Source organism: Rhizobium tumorigenes, assembly GCF_003240565.2.
Lineage (GTDB): Bacteria > Pseudomonadota > Alphaproteobacteria > Rhizobiales > Rhizobiaceae > Rhizobium > Rhizobium tumorigenes.
On record NZ_CP117255.1, the window covers coordinates 1,773,123 to 1,789,640 of the forward strand.

Consider the following 16,518-nt stretch of genomic DNA (forward strand, 5'->3'; position numbering starts at 1 on the left):
TGGACGGCACGTATCGGAACTTCAAGGGCCCGAATTTGTTTCTGAACGTGACAATGAAAGGATCATCATGACCAACACCCTGCACAAAGCAGACGCCACTGGTAAGCTTGAGCTGGCCAACGAAACCGCGCCGGTTTCCTACAGCGTGACTGTCGCGACCGAAAAAGAGAACGGCAATTTCACCGTGACCGTGCTCGTCAAGGCGCCACGCGACTGGCTGCTGAAGCGCGGCTTCACATCGTCGGCAACCCTCGTCAGGCATGACGGAGACAAGGTCGAACTCCACCATGATGGTGAGCTCGACGTTGGCGAAGCTGTATCGGTCGAGCTATCCGCAGTCGACACCTCCTGCGCTGACGACAGCGAACTGCAGCGCAAGTTTCCAGAGTTGCGCGGTTGAAGCCGTGCAGAACATGAGGACCCGCAGAAATGAGGCCAGCCGAGCGAGAGATCGTATTCTCCAAGCGCGCACTTGCCGCAACTGTAACTGGAATCGATAGTGATGACGGCGCCGACGATATGATCGTAGGCCTGTCACTGGGCGAGGCTATCCTGTTCGTCGCCGAGGAGGCAGGTATAGGCGCTTCTAACGCGCATGTTTCATATGGCGAGAGCAGAACTCTCAGTTATACCGATTGTCTCAGCGTCTATCGAGATTTCGGGCTATCCCTAAAGGCGGATGCGAAGAGTTGAAATGATGAAACGCAGTGCCGGCGTGCTGATCTATCGCTTTGCGACACATGGGCATCCCGAAGTCCTGCTCGTCCATCCCGGTGGCCCCTTCTGGGCTCGCAAGGACGAAGGCGCGTGGTCGCTTCCGAAAGGGGGCATCGAGCCGAACGAGGATGATCTCGCCGCCGCTCGCCGGGAGGTGGCTGAGGAGATCGGCACAAGTCTCGACGGTCCGTTCACGCTTCTTGGGGAAATAAGGCAGCCCGGTGGGAAGGTCGTGGTCGCCTTTGCGGCTAATGCCGATATAGACGCGGACGCGATCGTCAGCAACAGTTTCGAAATGCAGTGGCCGCCCAAATCAGGACTGATGCAAAGCTTTCCAGAAGTCGACCGCGCCGCCTGGTTTGATATGGATCAGGCTGAGGTCAAGCTTCTCAGGGGGCAACGGCCGTTTCTCGAGGCATTCAAGTTGCTCATGGAACGCGCCGATACGACTAGTCCTCGAGCATGATCCACGCAGGTGCATGATCGCTGGCATGCTCCCAGCCGCGAACGTCCCTGTCTACGCCGGCATCCGAAAGCCGCTCTGCCAACGACGGACTGAGGAGGAAGTGGTCGATGCGCAAACCGGCATCGCGGGCATAGGCGTTGCGGAGATATTTCCAGAACGTATAGATCCGCTGATTGGGATGCATCCGCCGGAGCCCGTCCGCCCAGCCCTGATTGACGAGGTCCCCGAAGGCGCGGCGGACATCGGGATGAAACAGCGCATCGTCGATCCAGCGTTCCGGGTTATAAACGTCGAGTTCGTCCGGCATTACATTGAAATCGCCGGCAAGGACAACCGGGACGTCGAGTTCTAGAAGCTCTCTCGCGTAGTCTGCGAGGCGCTGAAACCATGCGAGCTTGTATTCGAACTTCGGGCCCGGCCGCGGATTGCCGTTTGGAAGATACAGGCAGCCGACCAAGAGACCGCCGATTGCGGCCTCGATGTAGCGGCTCTGTCCATCGGCATCACCGGGCAGCCCACGCCTCGTCTCCAGCGGCATAGCGTCTCGCGCCAGGATCGCTACGCCGTTCCAGCTTTTCTGGCCATGCCAGATCGCCCCGTAGCCTGCCCTCTCGATCTCCCTCGCCGGAAAGCGGTTGTCCGGCGCCTTCAGTTCCTGCAGACAGACGATGTCCGGCTTGAATTCGTCGAGCCAGCGCAGCAGGTTTTCAAGGCGGCCGTTGACACCGTTTACATTGTAGGTCGCGATTTTCATGTGATGGCATCCCGCCGCATTGCAAGTAACTCTCGCCTGGCCAACGGGTCAGGCGGCAAAAGGATGCATGCGATCTACCGTAAGCTTGCGGCTCGACCGCATTGGCCGACCCGGTAAAAATCTGCTTTCATCTTTTCCGGTCCATGCTATCAGAGGGGATCGACAGGGGTGCTCCGTATTGCCGGGGCTGAGACCGAAGCGTGCATGCTTCCAAACCCTAAAAGCTGATCTGGATAATACCAGCGGAGCGAGGCGGGCTAAAATGTTTTCAGGCGCACAAATATCACTGTATCCCATGACCGACGATTTCGTCGGCGTCATCCACGGCGCGCTCGGCGCCCTGGACCCCTATCGTGACCAGATGCGGGTTTCGACCGACGATCTCTCGACGCTGCTGGTCGGCTCGACGGACGTGTTATTTCCAGCGATGCGCGACCTGTTCGTGGCGGCAGCCGCATCGGGCAAGCATTGCGTTTTGCACGCTACGGTCTCTCGCGGATGCCCCGGCGAACCCGACGATCCGATCTGCACGCCGAGCAGCAGTATGGTCAGTGCCCTCCCGCTCGAAGAACGCAAGCAGGCGGCACTCGCGGCTGTTCGCGAAACGCCGATGACGGGTGAAACTGTCTCCGCACAATTCTCGCTCTATGTTCTCGGCATCGATCAACACATGGACGAGATCTACGGCTGTATCGACTTCCTGAAACAGTCCGGCGTCTTCCACAGTTCGAAGAACTTCTGCACCAAGCTGCGCGGCGAGGCCGGCGCCGTCTTTGCGACGATCAACGAGGCATTCTGCCGCTTTGGCCCGACCATGGGTCACGTCACGCTGGATATTACCGTTTCCGCCCACAGCCCCTCACCATCCTGATATCGGCTGGGGATCAATGCATCACAGCCGATGATCGATGCCAAGGTCCCGCACCGGTTTTGGCTTGGCGAACAGATAGCCCTGGACCTGCGTGCAGCCGATCTCCTGGAGAACGGCGAACTGCTCCTCCGTTTCCACGCCCTCTGCCGTGCTCGACATACCCAGCGTCTGTGCCAGAGCGGTGATAAGCCGAACGACGGACAGCGATTCCGAATGCAGGGTCAACTCGCGGATAAACGAGCGATCAATCTTGATCTTGTCGAAGGGGAAGCTTCGAAGATTGGACAGCGAGGAATAGCCGGTACCGAAATCATCCATCGCAATCGAAATGCCGAGTTTCTTCAGAGCCAGCAAAGTCGACGCCGTATGGGCGCCTGCGTCGAGCAGCACAGATTCTGTGATTTCCAGCTCCAGCCGGCCGGCCTCAAGACCGCTGTCCTTCAGGGCCGCGACCACCGTCTGTATCAGATTGTCGTTACGGAACTGAATCGGAGAAAGATTGACAGCGACCGTGATGTGGTCAGGCCAGCGCACTGCATCGGCGCAGGCCTGGTTGAGCACCCAGGCACCCAGCGCTCCGATCAGCCCTGTATCCTCGGCGATCGGTATGAAATCCATCGGCGGAATCTGGCCCATCCGGGGATGATTCCACCGTAACAGCGCCTCGTAGCCGGATACCTGGCGCGTCGCGGTATCCACCAGGGGCTGGTAGTAGACCTCCATCTCGCGCCGCTTGAGCGCCTTGCGCAGATCGACTTCAAGCGCCTTTCGCGCCAGTAGCCTCTCGTCCATGTCAGGACGGAAGACGCGCACCCGCCCCTTGCCTTCGGCCTTGGCCTCGTACATGGCAAGATCCGCATATTTCAACAGCTCTTCCGGATCCGAGGAATGCTGAGGAAATTTGGCCACGCCAACGCTCGCGCCAATGGTCACCTCGTGATCGTCCAGCAGGTAAGGACGCGTCAGCTCTGCAACCAGCCGGGTCGGCAACTCCAGGCTCTCCTTCTCGCTGGCTTCCTCGCTTAAATCCTCGTTCGCTCTCAGGATATTGATCACAGCAAACTCATCGCCGCCAATGCGCGCGACGACGTCACGGGGGCCGACATGGGCAAGCAAGCGCTGAGATACACGCTGCAGAAGCTCGTCGCCGACATGATGGCCCATGGTATCGTTGACGTCCTTGAAACCGTCGAGGTCAAGGAAACTTACGGCCACCGCGTCATCGTCACGCTTGGCCTCCTTCAGCTTGCGCTCCAATAGCTCCATGAACAGCACCCTGTTCGCCAGATTGGTCAGCGCATCGTGATGGGCCATGTGGGCGATTCGCGCATCCAGGCGCCGCCGCTCCGTGATGTCCTCGTATGTCGCAAGCCAGCCGCCTTCCGGCAGTGGCTCGTGGGTCACCACATAGGCTTTGCGATCGGAAGCCTCGTGCATGAAGACGCCGCGACGCGCTTCCTTGATCAGCGGAACCTGCAAGGCAAAAAGCTGTTCGAAGGTCGAAGACCCGGACGCGGAGCCGGATGTTTTGGCAATACTGTCGATGAAGGTACCGCCGGCGATGCCGCGCGGCCGGGCCGCCATCGTCGAGAAACGGTCGTTGCAGACGATCATGCGGCCGCCCTTGTCGAACATGCACAGCGCCTGCGTCATGTTGTTGAAGGCCGTCAGATAGCGGAAATTCTGCGCGTCGGTTTCCCTCGATGTGCGCTGCAGCTCTTCTGTTGCCCTGTTGAGCTTGTCGCGGGCGCGCGCCAGCAGGCGGTTGTGCTGGACAAGAAGGATGATCAGAGCGATGCCGCAGAGAATGAGGCCAGCGGTCAGCCCTGTATAGATAAGATGCAGCCGCTCCAGCCCGGCCTCGTCTTCATCGATCTTCTTCGCACCGCTCTCGATAGCAGCTGAGCCTAACGCAATGACATCGGGCTCGATATCGGCGAGGATCTTCAGGGACGGCTGGGGATCGAACGCGCCCGTATCGTTCGCCGGCATCAGGCGGTCGATCTGGTTGAGCGCCGTCTTCAGTTGGTCGATTGCCGCCTTGTTGAAATTGTCGTTGCGGACAAAGTTTCGAAAGGTGGCGTTTTCCAGCACGCCGAGACGATTGAACATGATGTCCAGCCGAAGCCGCACATCCTTCAGTGACACGCCGCTACCTGGCACCGAATAGGCCAGCAGCGTCTTTTCCAGCCGGAGCAATTCCGAGGAGGTTTGGCTGACGCTCCAGGTCTCGTTGTAGCCGGCGACCTGATGCAGGGCTTCCTGCCGCTCGATAATCACATAGGAGAGGTAGGAAGACGCCAGCACGAAACAGCAGACTACCCCTGCGAGCACCCACTGGATCTTCTTGAACGCAACCGTGGTGCTTCGCAACGCCTGTTACTCCACGACGAGCTTGGCGAGCTGCCAGGCTGATCGGCCGTAGTATGTCTGCGTCTGCAACTCGCTGTTGCTGTCGAAAGGATAGACGATGAACAGCGGTCCCTTGTCGCGAACCGGCATATATTGGCCGTCGCGCTTGATCGCCAGCATTGTGCCGTACTGCGCGAAATCGGAGATCGGGATGTTGATGGCATAATCGTTAAGAGCGACTGCGCGGACGCTCTTGCCTTTGGCGCCGACGATCTTCATCAGCTTGTCCATAGGCACACCTTCAAACGTGACCACACCCTCATACCAGGGCGTCTTGGTCGACATCTTATCCATGCCGAGGGCTTCCAGCATGGGCAGGTCGAACTGCGCGGTCCCTGCAACATTCGTGTTGGTGATGTCACCCGAAATCACCAGAATCGGGGCCGACTTGGGGGCAGGAAGAGATTGCGCCATTGTTGCCGACGACACAGCCAAACCAGAGACTATGGCGAAAACCGCAAAAAATATCTGTCGCAAGAAAAACTCCGATTCGAATAAATTTGAAAAATGTCCGCTGGAAACGTCTTTTAATCCAGTAAATCCAAACGGTCAGTTATCACCCGATGAATCATTTTCAACTGCTCTTCCCGCCTTGCCATTCCGGCAAGCCGCTCTTGGCCCGACGGATGATGATTGAGGGCGCGCGCCCGACGTGCATTTGGTACGCTTATCCCTGTTCAATTGCGCTGAAAGGCGCCGCATCCTGCCGCGGCAACTCCTCAGCGAGCGCGTTAGTTCCAGACGTATTGAAAAGACCCAGCTTGAACGACATTGAGGGCGTGGACAGCACTAGGGGCGGTCGACCTGCTGGATGGCGGAGACTTTGATTCGCCATCCGTCGAGTTCGAACGTCCCGTCCCGGCTTGTGACCGCACGGATAATATCCGCATCTGTGATTTTCGCCTTTTTCGGAGCAGTCTTGACGACGATGGCCTGCAAACGTGGCAGGGTGAGAACGCCGTTGTGCAGCACAATGCCTCTATAATGGACAGAAGCGTGAAAAAGCGTGGAAGCCTCGATCATCATCACCTCCCTGATCGACCATCGGCGATCCTCCTCGCAGGGCCCCGATATGCCTAACTTAGTAATATGAAGCATTCGGCACAATGCTGGAGTTAGATGATGACGCGTTAAGCGCGAAATTCCTTAACGAATTTTACAGAATTCGCGGAAAAGTCTGGTGCCGCATTTGCGAACCAGCACCGTAGGTACCCTTGGCGGATACCTACAACAATTTGATTTTAAAGAGAATTTGGTGGGTGATGTAGGGCTCGAACCTACGACCCGCTGATTAAGAGTCAGCTGCTCTACCAACTGAGCTAATCACCCGCACCGCTTGTTCTTCCGGTGTGAGGGCGATATAAATAGGATCGCTTTCATTGTCCAGCCGATTGACGAATTTTCTTTGCCGAATTGTCAAAAAAAACCAGATAAGTCAAAAAATCCTTTAAAATCAAAGATCCAGCGTTCCGGACGCGATACGAACCGCCTGCCCGCCAATACGCGCATTGGAAATTTCGCCATTGGTGACATCAATGTGAAGATGAATAAGCGAAGGCCTGCCCATCTCCACGCCCTGCTCGACGACGATGGGATGATGGCCATCCGGCAACCTGTCGAAGTGATGGATGGCGCCGGATAGCGCGGCGACTGCGGACCCCGTCGCCGGATCCTCCACGATGCCCATGCCGGCGGCAAACATCCGCGCGTGGAACTTTGCGGTGTGGTTGACCGCGCCTCGGCAGTAGAGGTAGGCGGAGGCCAGCGCTCCGTCGACGAAGGGCACTGTCTTCTCCCATAGCTGCGGATCGAACTCCACTCGCCCGGCGGTGCCGATGTCGCGCACGGGAATTAGCAGGAAAGGCACGCCCGCCGACCACAGCGACACAACGTGATTCTCAAAGGCGAGCTCGCTCGGCTGCAGTCCCAGCGCATTGGCGATACCGAGCCGGTCGAGTGCCAGGGTGATCTGTTGCGATTTGCGCGGCAGGTCGAATTCGGCAAAGCTCGCCTGCCGCTGGCGGAGGCGGACGGCGCAGCGCACCGGTCCGACCTTCTCCTCGAGCACGCACACCAGATCGAGTTCGCCGCCGCTTCCCGCATGATTGCGCTCGGCAAGAGCAATGGCTGTGCCAACGGTCGGATGGCCGGCAAACGGCAGTTCGCGCCCGGGCGTGAATATCCGCAAGCTGGCGCTGTAGGCCGGGTTCGTTGACGCGCAGACGAATACCGTCTCGGACAAGTTCATCTCACGCGCGATCGACAGCATTTCCGCGTCGCCGAGCCCGTCCCCGTCGAAGATCACAGCCAGCGGATTGCCGGCCAGTTTGCGATCGGTGAACACATCGTAGATGCCGTAACTGCGAGCCAAATCAGCCTCCTGAAATCTTCGATGAGGGCAACCTGCCCGACCGCGCTGCCAAGTGCAAGACGATGGGCTCAAGCCGGTCGATTGAAATACCAGTCGAGGATGGTCACCATGCTCCCGTGATAAGGCTGTGCCGTCGGATCGGCAGAACGAATGACGACCGCGCCGGCTATTTCCTGCTCCTCGTCGTCAATCATGTGCCGCTCGATTGCCGCCACCAGTTCTTCCGCCGTCTGCGAAAAGCGGAAAATGCGAAACAGCGTGACGGTGCTGTTCTGGTGAACCCCGTAATATCCGCCATCGGCCGTCGCAAGGTCCAAATCGAGCCCGGTTTCCTCCCCTACCTCGCGATGCATGTTGGAAGCGATGTCGCAGAAGCCGTCGACGATATCGTGTTCGTCCAGCGAGCCGGCAGCAAAATACACCTGGCCGGGATTGGCGGTATGCGCGCCCATCCTGATCGCCACCAGCGCACCGTCGGAACTGGCAATGACAGGGTAGCCGAACAGATGAAAGCCGCCGCTGCGATCCGCCTGCTTGCGCCACCACATGAAGGAGGAGAACGGCACCACATGCGCCTCGCCGCGAATTCCAGCCGAGTCGATTTCCAGACGTCGTTGAAAAACCATCCGGCCGTCGAACAGCGTCGGATTGGCGGCGATCTCCGCTGCCCAATTGGCACTGATGGCATCCACATTGTCGAGATGGACAGGGTGGTCGCCGCCCAGCACCCGCAATTCCACGGCGGGAACGGCAAATACCGTTTTCTCCGGCGGCCATCCAGCCGTGTCTTCGATCGATTTGGTGTTCATTGTGATTCCAATTTTTTAAGGTCGAAAATGGGATTTTAGTCGAACGCTCCCCTTTCACAGGGGTAGTCCAGCTTGCTCCACTCTGTTTGATGCCTGACGGCGCTTGGCGGCAAACGACGGTACATCGCGCTCTTCAAACTGTCGGTCGACATTCTATCCCTCCTTGGAAGGAGCAAATCAAACACAGTCGGCAGAGGACGACAATCACCTCATGATGGAGATCGCCGTTCAGCGGCTACAGCCTCCAGCCGGCGCGGATGACCATCGCCATTCGGTCGCCCGGTGACACCGAATGCCGGGTGTAGGCGCGCAGGACCTGGCCATCGGGCAGAGCCAGCCGCACGGCATAGCGTTCGCCCTCGTAAAGCACCGCCTCCACGCTGCATTCGACACCAGATGCATCGGCGACAACGTCCTCCGGACGCACCAGAAGATCGGCAAGTGCACGACCGCTGCCCTCTGCAGCCGACATGAATGGCGCCAGCGCCCTCCAGTCGAGGGCTCGTCCGACCGTCGCAGACGATAGCGGCAGCGAAAGTATGCTGCCTTGGCCAATCAGGCTACCCACCAGCTTCCCCTCGGGACGGGCATAGATCTCGGCGGGTTCGGCGACCTGCAGCAAACGGCCTTCCGACATGACGGCGACATCCGTTGCCAGCGCCATCGCCTCGCTCTGGTCGTGCGTGACATAGACCATCGTGGCACCGGAGCGCTGATGGAATTCCCGGAAGGTTTCCTCCATCTCCTTCTTCAGATGCCGGTCCAGATTGGCGAGTGGCTCGTCGAGCAGCACCACGTCGGGCGATGTGACGAGACAGCGCGCCAGCGCCACGCGCTGTCGCTGGCCGCCGGACAGATCGGCCGGGCGACGCTCGGCATAATCACCAAGCCGCACGGTGCGCAGCGCCTCCATTACCCTGTCGCGATAGTCTGAACCCGAAATGCCACGGACCTTGAGCGGATAGCCGACATTGTCAGCGACGTTCATGTGCGGCCACAGCGCATACGACTGGAACACCATCGCCATATTGCGTTTTTCCGGCGGTAGCGCGGATGTCGCATTGGCAAGCAAACGGTCGCCGAGATGGATCGAACCTCCCGTCGGCTGCTCGAAACCGGCAATCATCCGCAGCACCGTCGTTTTGCCGCAACCGGATGGCCCGAGAAGCGCGAGGAACCCACCCTCGCGCACTGTGAGCGAAAGACCTTCGACGGCAGCGCGACCCGTTCCGAAATCCTTGCTGAGGGCATCGAGAATTAATTGCGCCACGGCACCACTCCCTTCGGCAGCCGTTTGGCCAGCAGTTCCAGAAGCAGCATGAGGAGAACCACCATCGCAACCACCAGCACGGACATCGCAGATGCGAGGTCGGAGCCGCCGCTGTCGTCGAGATTGTAGATGACGACGCCGAGCGTCTGCGTGCCCGCCGACCACAGCAGCGCCGAAACCGTCAACTCGTTGCAGGCAATGAGAAACACGAGGATGACAGAGGCACCGGCAGCCGGCGCTATCAGCGGCACGATGATATCGACCAGGCGGCGCCGGAAGCCTGCCCCGGAGAGCCGCGCCGCTTCCTCCAGTGCCGGATCGAGCTGCAGGAAAGCGCTCATCACCGGTTTGAGGCTGACGGAGAAATAGGCCGAGAAGTAGGCAAGCAGGATGATCCAGATCGTGCCGTAAAGCGTGACGTGGAGAAGCGGCAGTGGCGCTGCAAACAGCAGGATGAAGCAGACGGCAATGATTATCCCCGGTAGCGAATAGGGAATGTCGATCAGCCCCGCCAGCAGACGGCTCGCAAAGTCCCGCCGCTTCGTCAGCACGTAGGCGGCGAGCACCGTCAGCACCAGCAGGCCAAGCGCCGTCGTGCCGGCGAGAAACAGTGAATTTCCGAAAGCGACCCGTGTCACCGACTGGTGAAACAGGATTTCCTCGAACGCATGCAGCGATGCTGTCTTCAGCGACAGCGGCACGCCGTAGGCAGGCACGAGCGCGCCGGCGACAAGCGCCAGGAAAGGCGCCACCAGCATGATGAACACAAGCCCCCAGAGCAGCGGCAAGGCGGCAAGTTTCGAGCGTCCCAGCGCAAAGGCGGCGGACGCACCGGAAAGACCGATGACGCGGTAATCCCGCCCTCGCAGCGCCCGATTCTGCAACGCAAGCCCGGCAATCGAAATGACGGCGATGATGGACGACAGCACGGCGACATCCCCGAATGTGCGCGGGCCGAAAGCGGAGAACTTGGTGAAGATCAAGGTCGACAGCGTGAAGATCGAGGCGGGAATGCCGAGGATCGCCGGAATGCCGAAATTGCCGACAGACGAGACGAAGGCGATCGCAGCACCGGCAACGATGCCCGGCAGCGACAGAGGAAGGATGATATCGCGAAACACCCGGAAGCCGCCCGCACCGGAAAGTCGGGCAGCCTCGACGCCATCGCGCGGGAGCGCCATCAGGCCGGCCCGGAGGGCGAGATAGACCAGCGGCGCGTGCTGCACACCGTAGAGCAGCGCAATGCCGCCGATCGAATAGAGCGGCTGTGGCGAGCCCAGCGGCGGCGCGATGTGCAGGGCTTTGAGCAACGGGCTGGAGGGGCCGCTCATCTGCACCCAGGCAAGCGCCGTCACCTGCGGCGGGATCATCATCGGCAGCACGAAGAGGAAACTGAGAACACCCTTTCCGGGCAGGTCGGTGAGACCGAGCAAAAAGGCAAACAGGCAGCCGATGGCCACGGAAATAACAGTACCGATGACCGCAGTCTCGACCGTGTACCAGGTGGATTGCCACAGGCCGGGATCGGAGACGAGATCATATGCACCGCCGTGCAGCAGAGCTGCGATACCGGCAACGGCAAGCCGCACCAGTGGCAGGGCCGACAGGATCAGAACGGCAAGGACAACGAGGGGAAACAGCCAGACTGGCTGGCCATTTCCCCGGCGAAGATAGTCTGTCATGCGTGGTCCAGGTTGATCGACAGGATCTTGTAACTCACTTCGCACCGTAGAACGAGGAGAAGGTCTTCAGATCCTGGTCGGTATTCTTGACAGCCGCTGCGGCATCGAGCGGCAGCACCTTGATCGTGCTGCGCGCTGGAAAGCCCTCTGGCATGGCAACCCCGTTGCGCGCCGGAATATAGCCGAGCTTGACGAAACCCGCCTGCCCCTTCTCGGACAGCACATAGTCGACGAACGCCTTGGCAGCATCCGCGTGCTTGGCCGTCGACAGGATCGCAACCGGTTCGGTGACGGCGGACACACCTTCGGTCGGGAAGACGAAGGCGAGCGGTGCGCCCTTGGCCTTTTCGCGGATCGGCATGTAGTCGACGATCATGCCATAGGCCTTTTCGCCTGAAGCCACCGACTTCAGCACCTGGCCGTTGCCGCCGGATGCAATCGCACCATTGGCAGCGAGGCTCTTGTAGAAGTCCCAGCCGAGGCTTGGCACACCGGCCAGCGTCTGCGCATGGATCAGCGCCGCACCTGATGTGAGGGGGCTCGGCATCACCACCAGGCCCTTGGCTTCCGGCTTGGCCAGATCCTGCCAGCTGGTCGGCTTCATGGCGGCGGCAGTGTTGTAGACGATGCCGGTCGTGATCAGCTTGGTCGAATAATAGTAACCGCCGGCGTCATAGAGCGACGCATCGTAGTTCACCGCTTCCGGAGACTTGTAGGCCATCAGCTTGCCAGCTTCCTTGAGCCGCTCTAGCGTGACGGTGTCGGCGATCAGAAGCACGTCGGCAACGGGATTGCCAGCGGCCATCTCGGCCTGAAGCTTGGCCATGATCTTCGGTGTGCCATCACGCACCCAGTCGACCTTGATCGACGGGTTCGCGGCCATGAAGCCATCGACGGTCGCCTGCGCATCTTCGTTCGGCTGGCTGGTGTAGAGCACGAGATCGGCAGCGGAGGCCGGCAATGCGGCAAGGCTCGCGGCAAACAGCGCGGCGGCAGTAGCGATCGTCTTCATGGCTCGGTCCTCATTGGTTTGCACTTCCCATAGGGACGGCGTTTTACAGATGTGTGACAGGTCAACGTGCAATCAACGGCATTTTGCACGGGTTGCGTGCTCAATCGATGGGGAACTGTATCCAACAGGCACAACAACGCCGGAGATGCCAGGCAGACGAACTGCCTGGCCCCGGAGATGGAGGGATTTCAGAATGGCCCACGGCCGGACAAAACGTCTGCCTTGAGCAAGCGCACAGATCAGGCCGCCTTGGAGACGATCTCGTTTGCAATCAGGTCCGCCAGGCGGTGAATGCCCTCTTCGATCTGCTGGTCGTCGGCGCGGGAAAAACTCATCCGGAATGTGTTGGCGCCGGATCCATCCGCGAAGAACGCCTGCCCCGGCACGAATGCGACCTTGGCCGTCTGCAGCGATTTCGCAAGCAGCGTCGCTCCGTTCATGCCTTCCGGCAGGGTGACCCAGATGAACATGCCGCCTTCAGGCTCCGTCCAGTGGGTCCCGGGCGGCATGTACTTCGCAAGGGCTGCCAGCATGCAGTCCCGGCGACGCCTGTAGACCGCTCCGATCCTGGCAACCTGGGCCGGGAAACCATGCTCGACGACCTTGTGAATGGCCATCTGGTTGATGGTGGAGGAGTGAAGATCCGCCGCCTGCTTCATCAGCACCAACTTGCGGATTACCTGGGCGTTGGCAACAACGTATCCGACGCGCAGACCCGGTGCCATGGTCTTGGAAAAACTACCGCAATAGATCGTCCGCGTTGCTTCGATATCGCCCTTGCGGGAAATCTCCAGGGCAAGGAGCGGCGGGATCGGGTTGCCGTCGTAGCGCAGCGACTGGTAGGCGGCATCTTCGACGATGGCGATATCGAGATCGTCGGCGAGGTCGATGAGCTTTTCGCGCGCCTCGAGGTCGATCGTCTCACCGGTCGGATTGGCGAAATCCGGAGACAAATAGGCAAATTTCACCCGCCCACCGGCCTTTTCCGCAGCAACGCGATAGGAGTCCGGCGTGCGGTTGCCGTTCGGCGTCAACCGGTCGTAAGTCGGCTCATAGGCGTTGAATGCCTGCAGCGCGCCGAGATAGGTCGGCGCCGTAACGAGAGCCGTATCATCGGGAGACAGCATCAGCTTGCCGAGATAATCGAGCGCCTGCTGCGACCCGGAGACGATGAACACGTTGTCGAGGCCGCAGGCAACGCCGAGCCCGGCCATCTGCTGCACGAGCCACTCCCGCAGCGGCTTGTAACCCTCGCTGACCGAATATTGCAGCGCTGCATCGACGGTCGCACCGTCGAAGATGTCGGCATAGGCCTGCTTGAACGCTTCCTTCGGAAACAGTTCCGGATCGGGAATCCCGCCCGCGAACGAGATGATATCCGGACGATCGAGCAGCTTCAGCAATTCGCGGATTTCAGAGGCACGCATCCGGCTTGAGCGCGTTGCAAAGATCGTTTCCCAATTCAACATGGGTCTTCCTCGTAATTTTGTGTCTTTCGAGGAGCTAATCACGCAACAAAAGATAAGTCAATAATGCTGACCTATTTTGCCAATAGGTAGTCCGATTTTGATAATGAATAGGAAGCGAGCGATCGGTCCATACAGTTAGAAACGTCAATTCCCCCGACGTTGCTAGTGTGTTATTCTTACTGAATAGACATCGATCAGGAGATGGTAAGATGGCAACCGCAACCCTATCGTCTAAATTCCAGATTTCGATCCCGAAAGAGGTCCGAGATCAGCAAGACTGGTCTGCGGGTCAGGAGTTCGTTTTCATCCCGAAGGGCAATGCGGTGCTGATTATGCCGGTGCCGACACTCGAAAGCCTCAGGGGGATTGCGGCTGGAGGAAATCCTGAGAACTATCGCGACCGCGACGATCGTCTCTGATGCGCGTGGTCGATAGCTCGGCATGGATCGAATGGTTGCTCGACAGCGCGACTGGTCAACGCTTGGCCGATGAAATGCCCGAACGCGACAAGTGCGTCGTGCCCACCATCGTCCAGCTCGAGCTATCCAAGTGGCTGAGCCGCGAAAAGGGTGAAGAAGCCGTCGATCAGTTTTTCGCGTTTACAGCCACATGCATCATCGCGCCACTCGATACGGCGATGGCACGACTGGCAGCGGAGACGGCAACGCGCCACAAGCTGTCGATTGCCGATGCAATCATCCACGCAACTGCTGAAACTTACGATGCAGACATTCTGACCTGCGATGCGCATTTCAAAGGTCTGGCTCGGGCAGCCTACGTCGAGAAGATCAGCTAGCGTAACCCGAAACTTCGCTCTACCCGCCTCACGAACAAAAGGCCGAAGCGTTCGCCCCGGCCTTCTTGTCTCATTGATATCATGAAAGGCTTAGTTGACGGCCTTGTCGACCAGCTTGTTCTTGCCGATCCAGGGCATCATGCCGCGCAGCTTGGCGCCGACTTCCTCGATCTGGTGGTTGTCGTTCATGCGACGGATGCCCTTGAAGCGCGAGCCGCCGGCACGGTATTCCTGCATCCAGTCCGAGGTGAACTTGCCGGTCTGGATGTCGGTCAGAACGCGCTTCATTTCAGCCTTTGTTTCGGCCGTGATGATGCGAGGGCCGGTGACGTATTCGCCCCATTCGGCCGTGTTCGAGATCGAGTAGTTCATGTTGGCGATGCCGCCTTCATAGATCAGGTCGACGATCAGCTTCACTTCGTGCAGGCATTCGAAATAGGCCATTTCCGGTGCGTAGCCGGCTTCGGTCAGGGTCTCGAAACCGGCGCGGATCAGTTCGACCAGGCCGCCGCAGAGGACGACCTGCTCGCCGAACAGGTCGGTTTCGCATTCTTCGCGGAAGTTGGTTTCGATGATGCCGGAACGACCGCCGCCAACGCCGCAGGCGTAGGAGAGAGCCAGCTCAAGCGCGTTGCCGGAAGCGTTCTGGTGAACGGCCACGAGGCAAGGAACGCCACCACCCTTCTGGTATTCGCCACGCACCGTGTGGCCAGGGCCCTTCGGTGCGATCATGACGATGTCGAGCGACGCCTTCGGCTCGATAAGGCCAAAATGGATGTTGAGGCCGTGGGCAAAGGCAATGGCGGCGCCGTCGCGGATGTTGGCTTCGATGTCGGCCTTCCAGATGTCGGCCTGCAACTCGTCAGGGGTCGCCATCATCAACAGGTCGCCCCACTTGGCGGCGTCTGCGACGGTCATGACCTTGAAGCCATCGGCTTCGGCCTTCTTGATCGTCTGCGAACCGGCCTTGAGCGCGATGACAACATTGGCGGCGCCGCTGTCCTTGAGGTTCAGCGCATGGGCGCGACCCTGGGACCCGTAGCCGACGATAACGACGTTCTTGGCCTTGATGAGATTGAGATCGGCATCACGATCGTAATAGACGCGCATTTGATTTTTCCTTCCCTTGCTTGTCGATTTTGGTTTGATCCATCAGACGGATGCGGCTGCATCCGCCGAAACTTTTTCCGTGCCATAGAGCCTGAGGAAAGCGCTGACCGCCCTCTCCGCCTGCTGTGCACCATCCTTGATGCTGGGTTCGCCGAGCAGCATGCGAACGTGCAGGTCGGAGACGACGAGGCCATAGAGCGTATGGTAGGCCTCGTTGGCATCGTCGAAGCGCAACAGCCCCGCCCGCTTGCCGGCATCGATCAGGCCGCTGGCACGTCGGTCGATCTGTCGACGTCCGCGCTCGAGCAGCAGCTTGCCGAGCTTCGAGCCATCGCGGTTCGACTGGCCGATAGCCAGCCTGTTAAGCGCCAGCGACACGTCGCCGGCCAGAACTTCCAGAAGGTCGCGGGCAAAGATCACCAGGTGATCGTGCAGGCTCGTCGCCGTCAGCCTTTCGCCGTTGCGCTCGAAAGTGCGGACCTTGCTCGCCTGGTGGGCAATCATCGCAGACAGCAACCCGTCACGGTCTCCGAACCACTTGTAGAGACTTTCCTTGGAGCAGTTGGCGGCGCGCGCCACGCCGGATGTCGTCAGCGCCTTTTCGCCGCCGTCCACCAGCAATCGCAGCGCCTGCTCCAGAACGGCGTTCTGACGTGGCGAAAACTCCGATGTCTGCAGTGCGTCGCTCGGCACAATGACCACTCCCATTTGCGTACCGTACGGTACGGTTCGTAGCCTTATGCCGCAGCTGGCTCAAGGCGTCAAGCGACTTTGGGCGG

General features: G+C 59.6%; 18 protein-coding genes, 1 tRNA gene and 1 riboswitch. Of the genes, 6 read left to right on the forward strand and 13 right to left on the reverse strand.

All coding sequences use genetic code 11. The features are described 5' to 3' along the window. Positions 1–67 precede the first annotated feature (67 nt). Entirely contained in the window at positions 68–400 is a 333-nt protein-coding gene (locus tag PR017_RS08765; protein WP_133255669.1) for a hypothetical protein, read from the forward strand. A gap of 294 nt (positions 401–694) precedes the next feature. Continuing rightward, a complete protein-coding gene (locus tag PR017_RS08770; RefSeq protein WP_111222929.1) occupies positions 695–1,183 on the forward strand; it encodes an NUDIX hydrolase in 489 nt (162 codons plus the stop codon). Here the strand turns inward: PR017_RS08770 and xth are convergent. Further along, positions 1,167–1,937 carry an exodeoxyribonuclease III gene (gene xth, locus PR017_RS08775; protein ID WP_111222928.1) on the reverse strand — a complete coding sequence of 257 codons (771 nt, stop codon included), beginning with the start codon at positions 1,935–1,937 and terminating at the stop codon, positions 1,167–1,169. The genes PR017_RS08770 and xth overlap by 17 nt on opposite strands. Positions 1,938–2,091: 154 nt before the next feature. Beyond that, positions 2,092–2,205: riboswitch (TPP riboswitch) on the forward strand. On the opposite strand from xth, the gene PR017_RS08780 reads away from it, so the two are divergent. Further along, the gene (locus PR017_RS08780; RefSeq protein WP_111222927.1) at positions 2,200–2,808 is read left to right on the forward strand and encodes a YkoF family thiamine/hydroxymethylpyrimidine-binding protein; all 609 of its coding nucleotides are present in this window, start codon (positions 2,200–2,202) and stop codon (positions 2,806–2,808) included. (Overlaps the previous riboswitch by 6 nt.) 21 nt (positions 2,809–2,829) lie before the next feature. Here the strand turns inward: PR017_RS08780 and PR017_RS08785 are convergent, their stop codons facing one another. Then, on the reverse strand, positions 2,830–5,181 hold the full coding sequence (locus PR017_RS08785) for a putative bifunctional diguanylate cyclase/phosphodiesterase (RefSeq protein WP_111222926.1): 2,352 nt from the start codon (positions 5,179–5,181) through the stop codon (positions 2,830–2,832). A gap of 6 nt (positions 5,182–5,187) precedes the next feature. After that, positions 5,188–5,634: a putative pterin-binding protein gene (locus PR017_RS08790; RefSeq protein ID WP_206423233.1), complete on the reverse strand. Its 447-nt coding sequence runs from the start codon at positions 5,632–5,634 to the stop codon at positions 5,188–5,190. Between PR017_RS08790 and PR017_RS08795 the strand changes: the two genes are divergently transcribed. After that, positions 5,576–5,857: a hypothetical protein gene (locus PR017_RS08795; RefSeq protein ID WP_206423237.1), complete on the forward strand. Its 282-nt coding sequence runs from the start codon at positions 5,576–5,578 to the stop codon at positions 5,855–5,857. The genes PR017_RS08790 and PR017_RS08795 overlap by 59 nt on opposite strands. Before the next feature lie 152 nt (positions 5,858–6,009). Here the strand turns inward: PR017_RS08795 and PR017_RS08800 are convergent, their stop codons facing one another. The 8 genes from PR017_RS08800 to PR017_RS08835 form a co-directional block, all read right to left on the reverse strand. Further along, complete coding sequence (locus PR017_RS08800; RefSeq protein ID WP_111222924.1) at positions 6,010–6,246, reverse strand: hypothetical protein; 237 nt, start codon at positions 6,244–6,246, stop codon at positions 6,010–6,012. A gap of 227 nt (positions 6,247–6,473) precedes the next feature. Continuing rightward, positions 6,474–6,549, reverse strand: a tRNA-Lys gene (locus tag PR017_RS08805). A gap of 124 nt (positions 6,550–6,673) precedes the next feature. After that, complete coding sequence (locus PR017_RS08810; RefSeq protein WP_111222923.1) at positions 6,674–7,591, reverse strand: PhzF family phenazine biosynthesis protein; 918 nt, start codon at positions 7,589–7,591, stop codon at positions 6,674–6,676. A 68-nt stretch (positions 7,592–7,659) separates the two neighbouring features. Next, entirely contained in the window at positions 7,660–8,400 is a 741-nt protein-coding gene (locus tag PR017_RS08815) for an NUDIX hydrolase (RefSeq protein ID WP_111222922.1), read from the reverse strand. A gap of 235 nt (positions 8,401–8,635) precedes the next feature. Next, positions 8,636–9,670 (reverse strand): ABC transporter ATP-binding protein, encoded by a 1,035-nt coding sequence (locus PR017_RS08820; RefSeq protein ID WP_111222921.1) that lies wholly within the window; start codon positions 9,668–9,670, stop codon positions 8,636–8,638. Continuing rightward, positions 9,658–11,352: an ABC transporter permease gene (locus PR017_RS08825; RefSeq protein ID WP_111222920.1), complete on the reverse strand. Its 1,695-nt coding sequence runs from the start codon at positions 11,350–11,352 to the stop codon at positions 9,658–9,660. The genes PR017_RS08820 and PR017_RS08825 overlap by 13 nt, the downstream gene beginning before the upstream one ends. A gap of 34 nt (positions 11,353–11,386) precedes the next feature. Continuing rightward, positions 11,387–12,364 (reverse strand): ABC transporter substrate-binding protein, encoded by a 978-nt coding sequence (locus PR017_RS08830; protein WP_111222919.1) that lies wholly within the window; start codon positions 12,362–12,364, stop codon positions 11,387–11,389. A gap of 239 nt (positions 12,365–12,603) precedes the next feature. Then, entirely contained in the window at positions 12,604–13,833 is a 1,230-nt protein-coding gene (locus PR017_RS08835) for an aminotransferase-like domain-containing protein (protein WP_111222918.1), read from the reverse strand. A gap of 209 nt (positions 13,834–14,042) precedes the next feature. Here PR017_RS08835 and PR017_RS08840 point away from each other — a divergent pair, with 209 nt between their 5' ends. Together PR017_RS08840 and PR017_RS08845 are read left to right on the forward strand one after the other, a co-directional pair. After that, on the forward strand, positions 14,043–14,252 hold the full coding sequence (locus PR017_RS08840; protein ID WP_111222917.1) for an AbrB/MazE/SpoVT family DNA-binding domain-containing protein: 210 nt from the start codon (positions 14,043–14,045) through the stop codon (positions 14,250–14,252). Further along, on the forward strand, positions 14,252–14,629 hold the full coding sequence (locus PR017_RS08845; protein WP_111222916.1) for a type II toxin-antitoxin system VapC family toxin: 378 nt from the start codon (positions 14,252–14,254) through the stop codon (positions 14,627–14,629). Before PR017_RS08840 ends, PR017_RS08845 begins: the two co-directional genes overlap by 1 nt. Before the next feature lie 90 nt (positions 14,630–14,719). Here the strand turns inward: PR017_RS08845 and ilvC are convergent, their stop codons facing one another. Together ilvC and PR017_RS08855 are read right to left on the reverse strand one after the other, a co-directional pair. After that, the gene (gene ilvC, locus PR017_RS08850; RefSeq protein WP_111222915.1) at positions 14,720–15,739 is read right to left on the reverse strand and encodes a ketol-acid reductoisomerase; all 1,020 of its coding nucleotides are present in this window, start codon (positions 15,737–15,739) and stop codon (positions 14,720–14,722) included. A gap of 42 nt (positions 15,740–15,781) precedes the next feature. Next, complete coding sequence (locus PR017_RS08855; RefSeq protein ID WP_202617093.1) at positions 15,782–16,447, reverse strand: TetR/AcrR family transcriptional regulator C-terminal domain-containing protein; 666 nt, start codon at positions 16,445–16,447, stop codon at positions 15,782–15,784. Positions 16,448–16,518: the final 71 nt, after the last annotated feature.